Origin of the sequence: Micromonospora sp. NPDC049175, from assembly GCF_043197345.1 — a bacterium.
Taxonomy (GTDB): Bacteria; Actinomycetota; Actinomycetes; order Mycobacteriales; family Micromonosporaceae; genus Micromonospora.
In genome coordinates this window covers 866,205-881,708 of sequence record NZ_JBICSY010000001.1, presented here as the reverse complement: position 1 = coordinate 881,708, position 15,504 = coordinate 866,205, and the positions used below count along the sequence as shown (strand labels likewise).

Below are 15,504 nucleotides of genomic sequence, written 5' to 3'. Positions count from 1 at the left end.
GGTTAGGTCTGGGTTTGGGCTTGGTGGGACCTTGTGGTCAGTTCGGCTGCTATCGCCCACGCTTCGGCCAGGTCGCGGTCCTGGGCGGTGGCACCGGAACCGCCAGCGGTGTCCGCGTGCACGGTGGCCAGCCCCAGGCGGCGCTGCACCGGCCCCTGCACCACGCGCACGCTCTGGATGCGGGCGTACGGCAGGATCACCAACTGCCGGGTGAGCCGCCCGGACCGGGTGGCGAACACCTCGTCGAACAGACCCGCGCCGAACGCGCGACGGCCCAGTGGGTGCAGCCAGCGGGTGCGGGTCGGTGGAGGGGTCAGCGGCAGGGTGTCGAGGCGTACCCCGGGCAGCACCTCGGCGACGATCATCGTCGCCGTCGGGAGGTCACCGACCGGCAGGAGCCGGTCGGGCCGGTTGCGGTCGTCTGCGTCGGCGAGGGAATACCCGGCCACCTCCAGGCGCAGCCGCAGCCAGCCCTTCATCCGCCAGAGCAGCGGCCAGGTGGCCCGTACGGTCTGTACCCGCGCCAGCGGCACGGCCTGCGCCCGCGTCTCCAGCAGGCCGTTGTGCACCCGCAGCGTGCCACCGTCGCGGGCCAGTCGGAAGTTCCAGTCGTCGAGGACCCGGCGGACCGGTTGCAGCAGCACGCCCGCCATCGCGGTCAGCGTGCTCGCCACCGCGACGAACGACCACGACCCCGCGGTGACGAACTGCACCACGACGAAGGCCACCCCGAACGGGAGCAGGAACGCCTGCGGGGTGAGCAGTTGGCTGACCAGCAGGTCCTGGTTGCGTACCGCGTGCAGTTTCCGGCCCGGCGCGGCCAGCACCGGCGGCGCCGCCGACCCCGGGACCACCGCGGGCGTCGCGTCGCCCCGCCCGCTCGGTTGCGTCACCCGCCCGGCCAGCGCCAGCAGCCGCTCGCGCAGCCGGGCCGCGTCGGCCACCCCGAGGTACGCCAGTGGCGCCTCGGTCTTGCCGCCGCCGACGACCTCCAGACGCAGCTCGGCCAGACCGCTGAGCTGGGCCAGCAGTGGCCGGACCACCTCGACGGCCTGTAGTCGCTCCAACGGGATGGCCCGGGTACGCCGCCAGAGCAGCCCCTCGTACACCCGCAGTTCGCGGCCCACCACGTGGTAGCCGGTGTTGTACCAGCTGATCACCGACAGCACCGTCGCGCCGAGCGCCAGCACCGCCACCATGGCGGCGAACCAGCCGAAACCCACCCGGGACAGCGTCGACCACGACAACCCGGCGATGACCACGGCCAGGGACTTGGCGCCGTGCAGGAGTGGGCTGAGCGGATGCAGTCGCTGCCGGGGCTCGCCCTCGCCATCAACCGCCGGTGCCGGCCACGCGACGGACTCCGCCGACGGCACCGGCCCGTGCGGTGCCGCGTCCGCCGACGAAGTCGGCCCGGGTGGGGCCGCGTCCGCCGACGGCACCGGCCCGTACGGTGCCGCGTCGACAGATGGCACCGGGGCCGTGTCGGCGGGTGGCGTCGGCCCGTGCGGTGCCGTGTCGGCGGGTGGCGCGGTGCTCGGCTCGGCGGGACGGTCGCTCATCGGGCCGGCCCCCGGCCCGGTCGGTGCTCCCCGCCGGACGTGCCGGGTCGGTCGCGGTACGGCCCGCGACGCCACCCCGTCGCAGCGCTCACAACCCCTCCGCCCGGTCCTCGCCGAGCGCGGTGAGCCGGTCGCGGAGCCGGGACGCCTCCGCCGGGCGCAGCCCGGGAACCCGGGCGTCGCTGGCCGCCGCGGCCGTGTGCAACTGCACGGTGGCAAGGTCGAAGGCGCGCTCCAGCGGCCCGGCGCTGACGTCGACGAACTGCATCCGCGAATAGGGGACGATGGAGAGCCGGCGGACCAGCAGCCCGTGGCGGACCAGCAGGTCGGTGTCCCTTTCGGCGTACCCCCAGGCCCGGACCGCGCGGACGATCGCCACCGCCCGCCACGCGCCGAGCAGCACCACGACGGCGACGGCGAGCCCGAGCGACCAGTGCCCGCTCAACGCCCAGCCGACCCCGGTCGCGGCCAGCCCGATGGCGACCACGATCGCCAACCGGATCAGCTCCACCCAGATCAGGTCGGTGGAGATCGGCTGCCAGTGGACCGTGTCGGGCCAGGGCTCCAGCGGCCCTGGGCCCGCCGGTGCGGCCGTCGGGGCGTCGGATCCGGGGGGCGGTGGGGCGCCGGGGGTGCTCACGTGTCGAGCGTAGGCGATCCGGGCACCGCGGTGACGGCACGCAGGAAGCCGCGAGCGTCCAGGAAGTCACCGAGGCTGGTCCGGTGGTCGGCGCAGGCCAGCCAGGTCTTGCGCCGATCGGCGTCGTGCAGCCGGGGATTGTTCCACTCCAGGGCCCAGACAGCGGCAGCCCGACAGCCGCGGGCCGAGCAGACGAGGGCGTCGTCGGCGGTGGAGGGGATGCTCATCCGGGCCAGTCTAGGGTGGCCGGACGGAAAGTTTGATCGCCGGGCGACCACGGGGGGAGCCGCCCGGCGACGGGGTGAATCGTACACGCGGCAGGCCGGTCCTTGTACACCCTCGTCGGGCGATTCTGCTGCTGGGGACGGCGCGGCGAAAATCGGCTTCTCCCCACCTCGACACTCAGCAAGGCATGCGAGTCTTGATACCGCACGAGCCGCGACGACCGACAAACGCTGTGGAGGACCGGTGGCCCAGCCGACCATGCCCGACGCCCCGACGCCGAACGGGGCGGCACCGCAGACACCCGCGGCGGTGACCACACCCGCGCAGGACGCCACCCTGTTGGAGCGGGCGATGTTCGAGATCAAACGTGTGATCGTCGGGCAGGACCGGATGGTGGAGCGGATGTTCGTCGCGCTGCTCGCTCGCGGCCACTGCCTGCTCGAAGGGGTGCCCGGGGTCGCCAAGACCCTGGCGGTGGAGACCCTCGCGAAGGTCGTCGGCGGGTCCTTCGCCCGGGTGCAGTTCACCCCGGACCTGGTGCCCGCCGACATCATGGGCACCCGCATCTACCGGCAGTCCAGCGAGAAGTTCGACGTGGAGCTGGGCCCGGTCTTCGTCAACTTCCTGCTCGCCGACGAGATCAACCGGGCGCCGGCGAAGGTGCAGTCCGCGCTGCTGGAGGTGATGAGCGAGCGGCAGGTGTCCATCGGCGGCGAGAGCCACCGGGTGCCCGACCCGTTCCTCGTGATGGCCACCCAGAACCCGATCGAGCAGGAGGGCGTCTACCCGCTGCCGGAGGCGCAGCGGGACCGATTCCTCATGAAGATCGTAGTGGGCTACCCGACCGACGCGGAGGAACGCGAGATCGTCTACCGGATGGGCGTGTCCGCGCCCGAGCCGACCGCGGTCTTCGACACACCCGAGTTGATCGCCCTGCAACGCAAGGCCGACCAGGTCTTCGTGCACAACGCCCTGGTCGACTACGCGGTCCGGTTGGTGCTTGCCACCCGCGCCCCCGCCGAGCACGGCATGCCCGACGTCGCCCAACTGATCCAGTACGGGGCCAGCCCCCGCGCCTCGCTGGGCCTGGTCCGGGCGACGCGTGCGCTGGCGCTGCTGCGCGGACGCGACTACGCCCTGCCGCAGGACGTGCAGGACATCGCGCCGGACATCCTGCGGCACCGGTTGGTGCTCAGCTACGACGCGCTCGCCGACGACGTGCCCGCCGACCACATCGTGCACCGGGTGATGTCGACGATCCCCCTGCCGGCGGTCGCGCCCCGGCAGCAGGCCACTCCGTCGACGATCGCGCCGCCGCCGGGCGCTGGCTGGCCCGGGCAGCGGCCGTGACCTCACCCACCCCTCGTCCCGTCCCCGATCGCAGCGAGGCCGTGCTGTCCCGGCTGCAACTGCTCGTCACCCGCAAACTCGACGGTCTGCTGCAGGGCGACTACGCCGGTCTGCTGCCCGGGCCGGGCAGCGAGGCGGGCGAATCCCGGGAGTACCGCCCGGGCGACGACGTGCGCCGGATGGACTGGCCGGTCACCGCACGGACCACCACACCCCACGTGCGGCGTACGGTCGCCGACCGGGAGCTGGAGACCTGGCTGGCGGTGGATCTGTCCGCCAGTCTGGACTTCGGCACCGGGCAGTGGCTCAAACGCGAGGTGGTGGTGGCCGCCGCGGCAGCCATCACCCACCTGACCGTGCGCGGCGGCAACCGGATCGGCGCGGTGGTCGGCACCGGCGGCGGCGTGTCCGCACCGGCCCGCCGCTGGCGTGGCAGACCACCACCGCCGGCCGGACCGGGGGTGTTCACCCGGTTGCCGGCCCGCTCCGGCCGCAAGGAGGCGCAGGGCCTGCTGCGTACCCTCGCCGGCACCGCCATCCAGCCGGGGCGTGGTGACCTGGGCGCCCTGATCGAGATGCTCAACCGTCCGCCCCGCCGGCGCGGGGTGGTCGTGGTGATCTCGGACTTCCTCGCGCCGGTCGAGCAGTGGGCCCGGCCGATGCGCAAGCTGCGGATCCGCCACGACGTGCTCGCCATCGAGGTGATCGACCCGCGCGAGCTGGAGTTGCCCGACGTGGGTGTGTTACCGGTGGTCGACCCGGAGAGCGGCGAGTTGCACGAGGTGCAGACTGCCGATCCACGGCTGCGGCAGCGCTACGCCGAGGCCGCGACCGCCCAACGGGCCACGATCGCCGCCGCCCTGCGCGGCGCCGGCGCGGCCCACCTGCGTCTGCGTACGGACCGAGACTGGCTGCTGGACATGGTGCGATTCGTGGCCGCGCAGCGGCACGCGCGTACCCGGGGGACGACACGATGATCCGTTTCATGCAACCGTGGTGGTTGTTGGCCGTGCTGCCGGTGCTCGCCCTCGCGGCGTTCTACGTCTGGCGGCAGCTGCACCGTCGGGCGTTCGCGATGCGGTTCACGAACGTGGACCTGCTGCGTACGGTGGCGCCGAAGGGGCTCGGTTGGCGTCGGCACGTCCCGGCGACGGCGTTCCTGCTCTGCCTGCTGGTGCTGGCCACCGCGCTGGCCCGGCCGGCGGTGGACACCCGGGAGCCCCTGGAACGGGCCACGGTGATGCTCGCCATCGACGTGTCGCTGTCGATGCAGGCCGACGACGTGGCGCCGAACCGGCTGGAGGCGGCCCAGGAGGCGGCCAAGCAGTTCGTCGGTGAGCTGCCGGAGAGCTACAACCTGGGTCTCGTGTCGTTCGCCAAGGCGGCGAACGTGCTGGTGCCGCCGGGCAAGGACCGGGACGCGGTGACAGGTGCCATCGACGGTCTGGTGCTGGCCGAGGCGACCGCGACCGGCGAGGCGGTGTTCACCTGTCTGGAGGCGATCCGGTCGGTGCCGGCCGACGGCGCGGCGGGCATCCCGCCGGCACGGATCGTGCTGCTGTCCGACGGCTTCCGCACCTCCGGGCGGGCGGTGGAGGAGGCGGCGGCGGCCGCGCAGGCGGCGAACGTCCCGGTCTCCACGATCGCGTTCGGCACCGACACCGGCCAGGTCGACATCGGCGGGCAGTTGCAGCGGGTGCCGGTGGACCGGTTGGCCCTGGCCGAGCTTGCCGAGACCACCGAGGGCTACTTCTACGAGGCGGCCTCGGTGAGCGAGCTGAAGCAGGTCTACCAGGACATGGGCAGCTCGATCGGCTTCCGGACCGAGCCGCGGGAGGTGACCCAGTGGTACGCCGGGTTGGCGCTGCTGCTGGCGCTGTGCGCCGGGGCGCTCAGCCTGCTGTGGTCGTCGCGGATGATCTGAAGCGATGGACCGGCGGCGGTCACCGACCGCCGCCGGTCAGCGCCACCTCGGTGGCCGCCGCCGACCATCAGCACCTCAGTGGCCGCCGCCGGCCAGCACGAAGACGATTGCCACCCAGACGGCGGCGAGGGTGAAGCCCAGCGGGGCGACGTAGCGGCTCATGGACGGCTCCGGGTGGCGGCTGGACGGTCCGCGTGCGGGGGCGGACCGCAGGGGGTGGGGACGCGCACACGAAGTCGTGACCGGGCGGCTCCCGGCGACCGTCGGCGAACCGGACGGCGCGACACACCTCGGCGTGTGCCGAGGGGTGGGGGAGCGGAGCGGGGTCAGCTCACCAGACTGAGTCGTGGCTCAGCGGGGCTGACCATCGGCCCGGCCACGACTGGGAGGATCGCTATCTCGCACAGCGATCACCTCCTGCAAGTCGGGCGGGCCGGAACGTCGATGATCGTACACCTGCGACGCCGCCGAGACGCACTCGGCCGACCGGTCGGCGACCCCTGGGCCGGCCGGTCGGCGTCGCGGCTGCGGCCGGCCGGTTCGTACCACCGTGACCAGCAGCGCGGCCAGCACCGGCAGCCAGCAGAAGCGCGCGAGCACCCAGCCCGCGTCGTCCGGCACGGTGTGCAACCCGGGCAGCGCCAGCCCGCCGCGGGCGGTGAGCGCGGTCACCCCCACGAGTATCGGCTGGTGGCACAGATAGATCCGGAACGCGCACCTGTTCACCTCGGTCACCGCCCGGCCCGGCAACGGCCGGGCCAGCAGCCGTTCCAGCGCCGGCCGGGCGAGCAGCCCCAGCCCGACCTGGGTCACCGCCAGCGCCACGGCCAGCAGCGACGGCGGGTTCAGGTTGGACACCCCGGCCCCGGGCACGCCGACAGCGCTCACCGGGTAACCCAGGGCCAGCAACGCGGCAAGCGCGGCCACCCCGCCGGCCGCGAGCGTGCCCGCCGCCCGGGGGCCGGCCAACCGCCCGTCGGCGTGCGCCACGCCCAGCAGGTACGGCACCGACCAGGCCGCCACCACACTCACCGGTGGCAGGTGCCCGCCGGCCGGCAGCAGCCGCACCGCCAGGTCCGCCGCGGCGACCACGACCACCGCCGGTACGACGCAACGACCCCACCCCCACCGGCGTACGGCGGTGCGCAGCGGCCCGGTCATCGCGATCAGGAACACCAGCGGCGCCAGGAACCACAACGGACTGATCGCCAGCCGCAGCGCGACGGTGAGCGTGTCGTCCGGGGTGCCGGCGACGGTGGCGGCGAGCAGCACGGCGGCACCCACCCCCAGCAGCGCCACCATCGGCAGCAGCAACCGGCGCAGCCGACCGGCCACCCAGCCACCCGGACCGCCCCGGTGGCCGGCCAGCGACCGGGCCGACCCGAAGCCGGCGGTGAAGAAGAACAGCCCGAGCGTCTGCAACACCCAGGTCACCGGGGCCAGCCCGGGCAACGCGGTGAGCGGGCTGGCCTGGCGCAGTCCGCCGTCGCCGGTCAGTACCAGCCCGGTGACCAGCCAGTGCCCCAGCACCACCCCGCCGATGGCGTACGCCCGCAGCGCGTCGACGGTGCGGTCCCGGCTCATCGCGCGTCCCCGATCCGGTCGGCGTCGACACCGTCCAGCACGACCGCCGCCACCGCGACAAGCGTGGCGCTGCCGGGGGCGAGGTAACCGTCGTGCCCGCTCACCCCGCCCACCGGCAGGCTGCGGGCGCCGAACGACGGGTCGCCGGGGCGGCGGCCGAAACCGAGACCGGGCAGTCGTACCGACGGAACCCGCCGGATCCAGTCGGTGGCGGCCTCGGCCGCCCAGAACCGCCGCCCGCCGGGCAACTCGTCGGCGCGCTGCACCCCCGCGCCGACGCCGCCGAGGCTCACCACATCGGTGACCTGGGCCGGGGCGTCCGCCGCCGCCAGGGCCACCACGAGCGCCCCATAGCTGTGCCCGACCAGCGTGATCGTCGCCGCCGGACGGCGCGCGGCCAGTTCCCGCAGCAGCCCGGCCAGCCCGGCAGCGCCGCGTCGGGCGCTGAGGCCACCGGCGGCCGTCCACACCCCGTCGGGCGGGTCGTAGCCGAGCCAGGCCAGCACCGCGACCCGCGCCGACGGCTCGCTCGCCCGCACCTGCCGGTAGAGCTGCCCGGCCTGCACCGCCGGCGCCCGGTGGGCCACCCCGCCCAACCCCCTGTCGAAGTCGGCCAGGGTGCTGCCCACCCCCGGCACCAGCACCGCGATTCGGTCCGCGCCGGCCAGGTCGCCGAGCACCTCGACCGCGCGGCCGTCGCCACGCGAGTCGAACGACAGAAACCGACGCCCGCCGGCCGCCCAGTCCGCGTACGGCGGGCCGGCCGCGCGCATCGCCGCAGCCGTGACCGGGTACGCCTCCACGAACCCCGTCGCCGCGACCGGCTCGGGTCGGGTCGGCAGGACCAGGTTCACGCCGAGCAGCGTGGCCAGCACCACCCGGCCGGCACCTCGTCGTCGCATCTCGTTCTCCCTCCGGAATGTCGTCCGGAGGCACAGTGCGCGGGTGGGCGGTGCGGGGTCATCGTCCCGGGGAGCCGTCCCCGGGGTGGCTCTCCGGGACTACTCGCCGGCGGCCACCAGACCCGTCTCGTACGCCAGCACCACGGCCTGGGCCCGGTCGCGCAGCCCCAGCTTCGCCAGGATCCGCCCGACGTGCGTCTTCACGGTCTGCTCGGCGACCACCAGGTCACCGGCGATCTCCGCGTTGTTGCGACCCCGGGCGATCAACCGCAGCACCTCGGTCTCCCGGGGGGTCAGCCCGGCCAGGTCGGTGGGGCGGGGCCGGCGGCGGTCCGGGCGGGCCGCGAACTCGGCGATCAACCGGCGGGTGACCGCCGGGGCGAGCAGCGCGTCCCCGGCCGCCACCACCCGCACCGCCTGCACCAGATCGGCCGCCGGGGCGTCCTTGAGCAGGAAACCGCTGGCCCCGGCGCGCAGCGCCTCGTACACGTAGTCGTCGAGGTCGAAGGTCGTGAGGATGAGCACCCGGGGGCGCTGCGCCGACCGGTCGCCGAGCAGCTTGCGGGTGGCCTCCAGCCCGTCCATGACCGGCATCCGCACGTCCATCAGCACCACGTCCGGGTCGAGCCGGCGGGTGGCGGCGACGGCCTGCGCGCCGTCGGCGGCGTCACCCACCACCAGCAGGTCCGGTTGGGCGGCGAGCAGCGCGCCGAAGCCCTGCCGGACCATCGCCTGGTCGTCGGCGATCAAAACCTTGATCACGCGTCCCCGCCCTCCGCGTCGTACGGCAACTCGGCCGCCACCGCGTAACCCCCGTCGGGCAGCGGCCCGGCGCTGAACGTACCGCCGAGCGAGGTGGCCCGCTCCCGCATGCCGGTCAGGCCGTGCCCGGAGCCGCCGTCGGCGGTCGGTCGGACGTCGGCCGGGGAGTTTTCGACGCGTACCCCCAGCCCGGACGGACCGGTGCGGACGGTGACGCGCACCGCGGCCCCGACCGCGTGCCGGGCCGCGTTGGCCAGGCCCTCCTGCACGATGCGGTACGCGGCAAGCCCGACCGGCGCGGGCACCCGGTCGTCGTCGATCGGCTCGGCGTCCAGGGAGACGGGCAGCCCGGCCCGGCGCGCCGCGTCCACCATCGCGCCCAGGTCGGTCAGGTCCGGCTGCGGTGCGGTCTGCGGACCGGTCGCCTCGCTGCGCAGCACCCCCAACAGTCGCCGCATGTCGGTGAGCGCGTCGCGAGCCGAGGCGGCGATCGCCACGAACTCGGCGGCTGCCGGCGCCGGCACGTCGGTCAGCCGGTACGGGGCGGTCTCCGCCTGCACCGCGATCAGCGACATGTGGTGCGCCACCACGTCGTGCATCTCGCGCGCGATCCGGGTGCGTTCCTCCAACACCGCGCGGCGCTCCTGCTCCCGTTCGCTCAGCTCGGTCTGCGCGGCCAGCGCCCGCCGGGACAGCCGGTTGCGCCGGATCAGGTCGCCGACGATGGCCAACGCGCCGAGCAGCGCCAGCACGGCGGCCCGATTCTCCGGGTGCACCAGGGTGAGCACAGGCACCGCGGTAATCGCCACCACCCAGGCCAGCACCGGCCGGTCGACCCGTGCGAGGACCACCGCGACCACCGCTACCGACCCGAGCGCCAGCGGCGGCGTCCACGGTCCGGGCAGCCCGGCCGGGGCGTTGAACGTGCAGATCAGCAGGGCCAGCACCGTCAGCCGCCAGGCCAGCAGCGGACGCCGGGGCAGCGCCAGCAGCGGCGCCACGGTCATCGCCGCGAACAGCACCGCGATCGGAGGCGGCAGACCCCAGTCGCTCTCCACGACAAACGTGATCCAGAAGAGGCCGAGCACGGCGAGCAGCCCGACCGGGGCGGCGGGTCGGGCCAGCCGGGGCCAGCGGGCCAGCAGCGGTCGACCGGGCGGGGCGTCCGGGCCCCACAGGGTCTGTCGCAGCGCCCGCAGGGCCGTGGCGATCGGATGCCGGTTCACCATCCGGAGGCTACGGGCCGACCCCGTCACGAGGCGTGCCACCAGGGGTTGATCCCAGTGTCGTACCACGGTGTGACGCGACTCCCGTTAGCGCTTACCTACCGGTAACCCCTAGGCTCCGACGCGTCCGTGCTGACCATTCGCAAGGGGGAACAGTGGCCCGTACCGTGCTGGTGACCGGGGGTAACCGGGGGATCGGCCTGGCCATCGCGCAGGCCTTCGCCAAGCAGGGCGACCGGGTGGCGGTCACCCACCGCAGCGGCGACGCGCCCGAGGGGCTGTTCGGCGTACGCGCCGACGTCACCGACGCGGCCTCGATCGACGCCGCGTTCACCGCCGTCGAGGCCGAGCTGGGTCCGGTCGAGGTGCTCGTGGCGAACGCCGGCATGACCGCCGACACGCTGCTGCTGCGCATGACCGAGGAACAGTTCACAGGTGTGGTGGACACCAACCTCACGGGTGCGTTCCGGGTCGCCAAGCGGGCCTCCGGAAAGATGCTCCGCGCCAAGTGGGGTCGCATGATCTTCATCTCCTCGGTGGTCGGCCTCGCCGGCGGCGCCGGGCAGGTCAACTACGCCGCCAGCAAGGCCGGTCTGGTCGGCGTTGCCCGCTCGATCACCCGGGAGCTGGGCAGCCGCAACATCACGGCCAACGTGGTGGCGCCCGGCTTCATCGACACCGACATGACGGCCGGCCTGCCCGAGGACCGCAAGGCGGAGATCCGCAAGTCGATCCCGGCCGGCCGGATGGCCAGCCCGGACGAGGTCGCCGGGGTGGTCACCTGGCTGGCCTCCGACAGCGCCGGGTACGTCTCCGGCGCCGTGATCCCGGTCGACGGCGGCCTCGGCATGGGCCACTAACCCTTTTTGAGTACGGAGGAAATCAGCGATGTCCGGACTGCTCGCCGGTAAGCGGCTGCTCGTCACCGGTGTCATCACCGACGCCTCGATCGCCTTCTCGGTGGCGAAGCTCGCCCAGGAGAACGGCGCGCAGGTCGTGCTCACCGGCTACGGCCGGCTCTCCCTGGTCGAGCGGATCGCCAAGCGGCTGCCCGAGCCCGCCCCGGTCATCGAGGTGGACGTCACCAACACCGAGCACCTGGCCGGCCTCGCCGACCGCGTACGCGAGCACGTCGACGGCCTCGACGGTGTCGTGCACTCGATCGGCTTCGCCCCGCAGAGCTGCCTCGGCGGCGGCTTCCTCGACGCCCCCTGGGAGGACGTGGCCACCGCCCTGCACGTCTCCACCTTCTCGTACAAGTCGCTGGCCATGGCGGCGCTGCCGCTGATGTCGCCCGGCGGCGCGGTGGTCGGCCTGACCTTCGACGCGACGAAGGCGTGGCCGGTCTACGACTGGATGGGCGTGGCCAAGGCCGGCCTGGAGTCCGCGTCCCGCTACCTCGCCATGCACCTGGGCAAGCAGGGCATCCGTAGCAACCTGGTGGCCGCCGGGCCGCTGCGCACCATCGCCGCGAAGTCGATCCCCGGCTTCGACCAGTTCGAGGAGGTCTGGGCCGAGCGGGCCCCGCTGGGCTGGAACCTCACCGACCAGGAGCCCGCCGCGCGGGCCTGCCTGGCGCTGCTCTCCGACTGGTTCCCGGCCACCACCGGCGAGATCGTCCACGTCGACGGCGGCTACCACGCCATCGGCTCCTGACGCTCCCCCGACGACGCCCCCGGCCGCCGCCGACGTGACCCACGCGGCCGGAGCAGGGGGCGTCGCCGGGTGCTCCCGGCCGACCGGCAAGAATGTCCCCATGTCGTACGACGCGGTGGTGCTGGTGTCCTTCGGCGGGCCCGAGCGGCCCGAGGACGTGATGCCCTTCCTGCAGAACGTCACCCGGGGTCGAGGCGTGCCGCCCGAGCGGCTGGCCGAGGTCGCCGAGCACTACCAGCACTTCGGCGGGGTCTCCCCGATCAACCAGCAGAACCGCGAGTTGTTGGCCGCGATCCGCGCCGACCTCGCCGCGCACGGCGTCGACCTGCCCGTCTACTGGGGCAACCGCAACTGGGACCCGATGCTCGCCGACACCGTGACCCAGATGCGCGACGACGGCGTCACCCGGGCCCTGGCCTTCGTCACCAGCGCGTACGGCGGCTACTCGTCCTGCCGGCAGTACCAGGAGGACATCGCCGCCGCGCGGGCCGCGGTCGGCCCGGACGCCCCGGTGATCGAGAAGCTGCGCCAGTTCTGGGACCACCCCGGCTTCGTCGACCCACACGCCGACGCGGTCCGGGCGGCGCTGAGCCAACTCGACCCGGCGCGGCGGGACACCACCCGGCTGGTCTTCACCGCCCACTCCATCCCCACCTCGATGGCGGCGAACGCCGGCCCGCACGGCGGCCGGTACGAGGCGCAACTGCACGAGACCGCCCGGCTCGTGGCCGCGGCCGCCGCCCCCGACCTCGCGTACGACCTGGTCTGGCAGAGCCGCTCCGGCCCACCACAGATGCCGTGGCTGGAGCCGGACATCAACGACCACCTGACCGCCCTCGCGCAGGGCGGCACCACAGCGGTCGTGGTCAGCCCGATCGGGTTCGTCTCCGATCACCTCGAGGTCGTCTGGGACCTGGACACCGAGGCGCTGGAGACGGCCAAGCAGCTCGGGCTGGACTTCGTCCGGGCCGCCACCCCCGGCACCGACCCGCGCTTCGTCACCATGGTGCGGGAGCTGATCACCGAGCGGACCGACCCGGACGGCGCGCAGCTCCGCCGTCGCCTGGGCGAGCTGCCGATGTGGGACAGCTGCCCGACCGTCTGCTGCGTACCGACCCGCCGTCCGACACCTGCTGGGGGCACCGATGCATGACCGCAAGCCCGTGCAGAGTTGGCTGACCGACATGGACGGCGTGCTGGTGCACGAGGGCCAGCCGGTGCCCGGGGCACCGGAGTTCATCAACCGGATGCGCTCCTCCGGCAAGCCGTTCCTGGTGTTGACCAACAACTCGATCTACACCCCGCGCGACCTGACGGCCCGCCTGAGCCGGATGGGGCTGGACGTGCCGGAGGAGTCGATCTGGTCGTCCGCGCTGGCCACCGGCCAGTTCCTCGCCGACCAGCGGCCGGGCGGCACCGCGTACGTCATCGGTGAGGCCGGGCTGACCACCGCGCTGCACGCGGTCGGCTACGTGCTCACCGACTTCGCCCCGGACTACGTGGTGCTCGGTGAGACCCGCACCTACAGCTTCGAGGCGATCACCAAGGCGGTCCGCCTGATCAACGACGGGGCCCGATTCATCTGCACCAACCCCGACGTGACCGGCCCGTCCGTGGAGGGCGCGCTGCCGGCCGCCGGCTCCGTCGCCGCGATGATCTCCAAGGCGACCGGTGTGGAGCCCTACTTCGTCGGCAAGCCCAACCCGATGATGATGCGCTCGGCGCTCAACACGATAAACGCGCACTCGGAGAGCACCGCGATGATCGGCGACCGGATGGACACCGACATCCTCTGCGGCCTGGAGGCCGGGTTGGAGACCATCCTGGTGCTCACCGGAATCAGCAGCCGCACCGAGGCGGAGCGCTACCCGTACCGCCCGTCCCGGATCATCAACTCGGTCGCGGACCTGCTCGACGAGATCTGACCGCCGAGTCCAGCGGCGCGTCCCAGGGCTCGCTTCGTCGTGACGTCGCGTGGCGTGGCGTGGCGTGGCGTCGCGTGGCGTGGCGTGGGCGGTGCTGGCGGTCGTCGCGCGATCTTGCAGTTTCGGTTGTCCATATAGGTGATATGCACCTTGTGTCGGGACAGAAAGTGCAAGATCGCGGAGCGGAGGCAGTCCGGACCCGGCAATCACCTCATCCTGGTGCCGGGCTTGGGGGCTTTATGGGCGCCCTGCCGCATGCCACAACGTCGTGACCGGCGACGCGGCGCGGTTGACGAGCAGCGGTTCCGCCAACAGCAACGGTGTTGTCCTGGATCTCAACGTGGTTACGGTGGCGCTGCGCCGGCCAGGCACGACCTCGATCACCAACCGCCCCTCGGGCAAGGTGCACGAGTCGCCCGTCCTTTGCTCTGCACCCCAATAGGCGCCGGTCACAGACCGTAGCCGTCGCACCCGCGGGTGCAGAGCAAAGGACCCCCGACCACCCCCCGGACACGCAGAGCCTGCCCCGTCGACCGGCACCCCGCGCACCCCTGGCCGATCAACCTGGGTCGAAGAACAAGACCACCCCGGCACAACAGCATGAAAGGCGAGACAGTGCCCATTGACGAACAACCCCTCGCCCTAACGCGACGGCGCTGACCAGGATGTAGTGGTCCTCCGCCCACGGGAGGCCACTACATCCTGGTTCGAGCACGATCATGGCCGGCGTGGCGTGGCGTGGCGTGGCGTGGCGTGGCGTGGCGTGGCGTGGGGCCGTGCCCGGCCTGGTGTGGCGTGCCCGGCGGGTGTGGCGTGCCTGGCGTGGGGCCGTGCCCGGCCTGGTGTGGCGTGCCCGGCGGGTGTGGCGTGCCCGGCGTGGCGTGAGCGGGGCGGGGCTCCGTCAGGGGCGCAGGGGGGCGTTGCAGGCGGCCACGAGTGCCTGGCGGCAGGCCGTGGTGAGGGGGCGCAGAGCAGCGTCGCGCTGCTGGGCCTCGTAGTTGTTGATCGCGCCGCCGGGCGCGGCGTGCCCGGCCAGCGCGAGCACCCGGTCGAGCACCGCGGCACGGGCGAAGAGTCGGCGGGCTCGGGGGTCGAAGCCGGGCGGCAGGTCGGTGGTGCCGTCCGGGCGGCGCAGGGCGGCCAGCGCACCGGCCAACTCGGGTCGCCACTGGGCCACGTCGAGTCGGGTCAGCGCGGCGGTCGTCTCGGCCAGCGCGGCGGCCAACTCGGCCTCCGCCTCGGCGGCGCCGGGCAGCGAGAGTGAGGCGGCGGGCGCGTTTGCCGGCAACGGGTAGACCCGCCAGAGCACCGTCTCGAAACAGTCCCCAGAACCAGAGGTGTGCGTGCGCACCTGGGGGATCAGACCGAGCCCTCCGGCGACCACCGCCTCGCCCGTGACCAACGCCGCGCCGGCGAAGTCGCCCGGACCGGGCAGCCCCCGCGGGTCGCCCGGAGCGGGCAGCACCAGACGGATGTCGTCCGGGGAGAGTTTGGCCAGGGTGGGCAGCGCGGCGCCCAGCGGGACGTCGGTCCAGGTGCCGGGGGCGTCCGCGACGAGATGTTCCTCGTCGCCGGCGATGGCGTCAGCGACCTCGTCGTACGGCACCAACCCGGCGCGCCACGCGCGCACCCAGGCAACGAACCGGCTCGACCGGCGCGGCGTGAGTGTGGCCGCGCCCGTTGCGGGGGTGGACATGCCGAAAGGGTACGTGGTCCTGACCGGCCCTGTCTCGACTGCCGCTCCGACC

15 protein-coding genes are annotated in these 15,504 nt (G+C 73.6%); 7 read left to right on the top strand and 8 right to left on the bottom strand.

Annotated elements, in window-relative coordinates:
* Positions 1-2: 2 nt before the first annotated feature.
* The 3 genes from ACGFH8_RS03600 to ACGFH8_RS03590 form a co-directional block, all read right to left on the bottom strand.
* Positions 3-1,562, bottom strand: a complete 1,560-nt coding sequence (locus ACGFH8_RS03600) for a PH domain-containing protein (RefSeq protein WP_393362816.1) — start codon at positions 1,560-1,562, stop codon at positions 3-5.
* A gap of 88 nt (positions 1,563-1,650) precedes the next feature.
* A complete protein-coding gene (locus tag ACGFH8_RS03595) occupies positions 1,651-2,202 on the bottom strand; it encodes a PH domain-containing protein (RefSeq protein WP_393362814.1) in 552 nt (183 codons plus the stop codon).
* On the bottom strand, positions 2,199-2,429 hold the full coding sequence (locus ACGFH8_RS03590; protein ID WP_357248680.1) for a hypothetical protein: 231 nt from the start codon (positions 2,427-2,429) through the stop codon (positions 2,199-2,201). The genes ACGFH8_RS03595 and ACGFH8_RS03590 overlap by 4 nt, the downstream gene beginning before the upstream one ends.
* Before the next feature lie 241 nt (positions 2,430-2,670).
* On the opposite strand from ACGFH8_RS03590, the gene ACGFH8_RS03585 reads away from it, so the two are divergent.
* Genes ACGFH8_RS03585 through ACGFH8_RS03575 form a run of 3 tightly spaced genes read left to right on the top strand, consistent with a single transcriptional unit; the run spans position 2,671 to position 5,701 of the window.
* Positions 2,671-3,777, top strand: coding sequence for an AAA family ATPase (locus ACGFH8_RS03585; protein ID WP_393362811.1), 1,107 nt, complete (start codon positions 2,671-2,673; stop codon positions 3,775-3,777).
* Positions 3,756-4,754, top strand: a complete 999-nt coding sequence (locus ACGFH8_RS03580) for a DUF58 domain-containing protein (RefSeq protein ID WP_393364475.1) — start codon at positions 3,756-3,758, stop codon at positions 4,752-4,754. The genes ACGFH8_RS03585 and ACGFH8_RS03580 overlap by 22 nt, the downstream gene beginning before the upstream one ends.
* On the top strand, positions 4,751-5,701 hold the full coding sequence (locus ACGFH8_RS03575; protein WP_393362808.1) for a VWA domain-containing protein: 951 nt from the start codon (positions 4,751-4,753) through the stop codon (positions 5,699-5,701). Before ACGFH8_RS03580 ends, ACGFH8_RS03575 begins: the two co-directional genes overlap by 4 nt.
* Before the next feature lie 351 nt (positions 5,702-6,052).
* On the opposite strand, the gene ACGFH8_RS03570 is transcribed toward ACGFH8_RS03575, so the two are convergent.
* The 4 genes from ACGFH8_RS03570 to ACGFH8_RS03555 all read right to left on the bottom strand — a co-directional run bounded on the left by ACGFH8_RS03570 (position 6,053) and on the right by ACGFH8_RS03555 (position 10,175).
* A complete protein-coding gene (locus ACGFH8_RS03570; RefSeq protein WP_393362805.1) occupies positions 6,053-7,285 on the bottom strand; it encodes an acyltransferase in 1,233 nt (410 codons plus the stop codon).
* The gene (locus ACGFH8_RS03565) at positions 7,282-8,187 is read right to left on the bottom strand and encodes an alpha/beta hydrolase (protein ID WP_393362802.1); all 906 of its coding nucleotides are present in this window, start codon (positions 8,185-8,187) and stop codon (positions 7,282-7,284) included. The genes ACGFH8_RS03570 and ACGFH8_RS03565 overlap by 4 nt, the downstream gene beginning before the upstream one ends.
* A 99-nt stretch (positions 8,188-8,286) precedes the next feature.
* Positions 8,287-8,949, bottom strand: a complete 663-nt coding sequence (locus ACGFH8_RS03560) for a response regulator transcription factor (protein ID WP_357248668.1) — start codon at positions 8,947-8,949, stop codon at positions 8,287-8,289.
* Positions 8,946-10,175 (bottom strand): sensor histidine kinase, encoded by a 1,230-nt coding sequence (locus ACGFH8_RS03555; protein WP_393362799.1) that lies wholly within the window; start codon positions 10,173-10,175, stop codon positions 8,946-8,948. Before ACGFH8_RS03555 ends, ACGFH8_RS03560 begins: the two co-directional genes overlap by 4 nt.
* A gap of 155 nt (positions 10,176-10,330) precedes the next feature.
* Here ACGFH8_RS03555 and fabG point away from each other — a divergent pair, with 155 nt between their 5' ends.
* The 4 genes from fabG to ACGFH8_RS03535 all read left to right on the top strand — a co-directional run bounded on the left by fabG (position 10,331) and on the right by ACGFH8_RS03535 (position 13,756).
* Positions 10,331-11,035, top strand: a complete 705-nt coding sequence (gene fabG, locus ACGFH8_RS03550) for a 3-oxoacyl-ACP reductase FabG (RefSeq protein WP_393362796.1) — start codon at positions 10,331-10,333, stop codon at positions 11,033-11,035.
* A gap of 28 nt (positions 11,036-11,063) precedes the next feature.
* Positions 11,064-11,831, top strand: a complete 768-nt coding sequence (gene fabI, locus ACGFH8_RS03545; protein ID WP_357377064.1) for an enoyl-ACP reductase FabI — start codon at positions 11,064-11,066, stop codon at positions 11,829-11,831.
* A gap of 100 nt (positions 11,832-11,931) precedes the next feature.
* Positions 11,932-12,984 carry a ferrochelatase gene (locus tag ACGFH8_RS03540; protein ID WP_393362793.1) on the top strand — a complete coding sequence of 351 codons (1,053 nt, stop codon included), beginning with the start codon at positions 11,932-11,934 and terminating at the stop codon, positions 12,982-12,984.
* A complete protein-coding gene (locus ACGFH8_RS03535; protein WP_357558003.1) occupies positions 12,977-13,756 on the top strand; it encodes an HAD-IIA family hydrolase in 780 nt (259 codons plus the stop codon). The genes ACGFH8_RS03540 and ACGFH8_RS03535 overlap by 8 nt, the downstream gene beginning before the upstream one ends.
* Positions 13,757-14,657: 901 nt before the next feature.
* Here ACGFH8_RS03535 and ACGFH8_RS03530 read toward each other — a convergent pair.
* The gene (locus tag ACGFH8_RS03530) at positions 14,658-15,452 is read right to left on the bottom strand and encodes a hypothetical protein (protein ID WP_393362790.1); all 795 of its coding nucleotides are present in this window, start codon (positions 15,450-15,452) and stop codon (positions 14,658-14,660) included.
* Between the last annotated feature and the right edge of the window lie 52 nt (positions 15,453-15,504).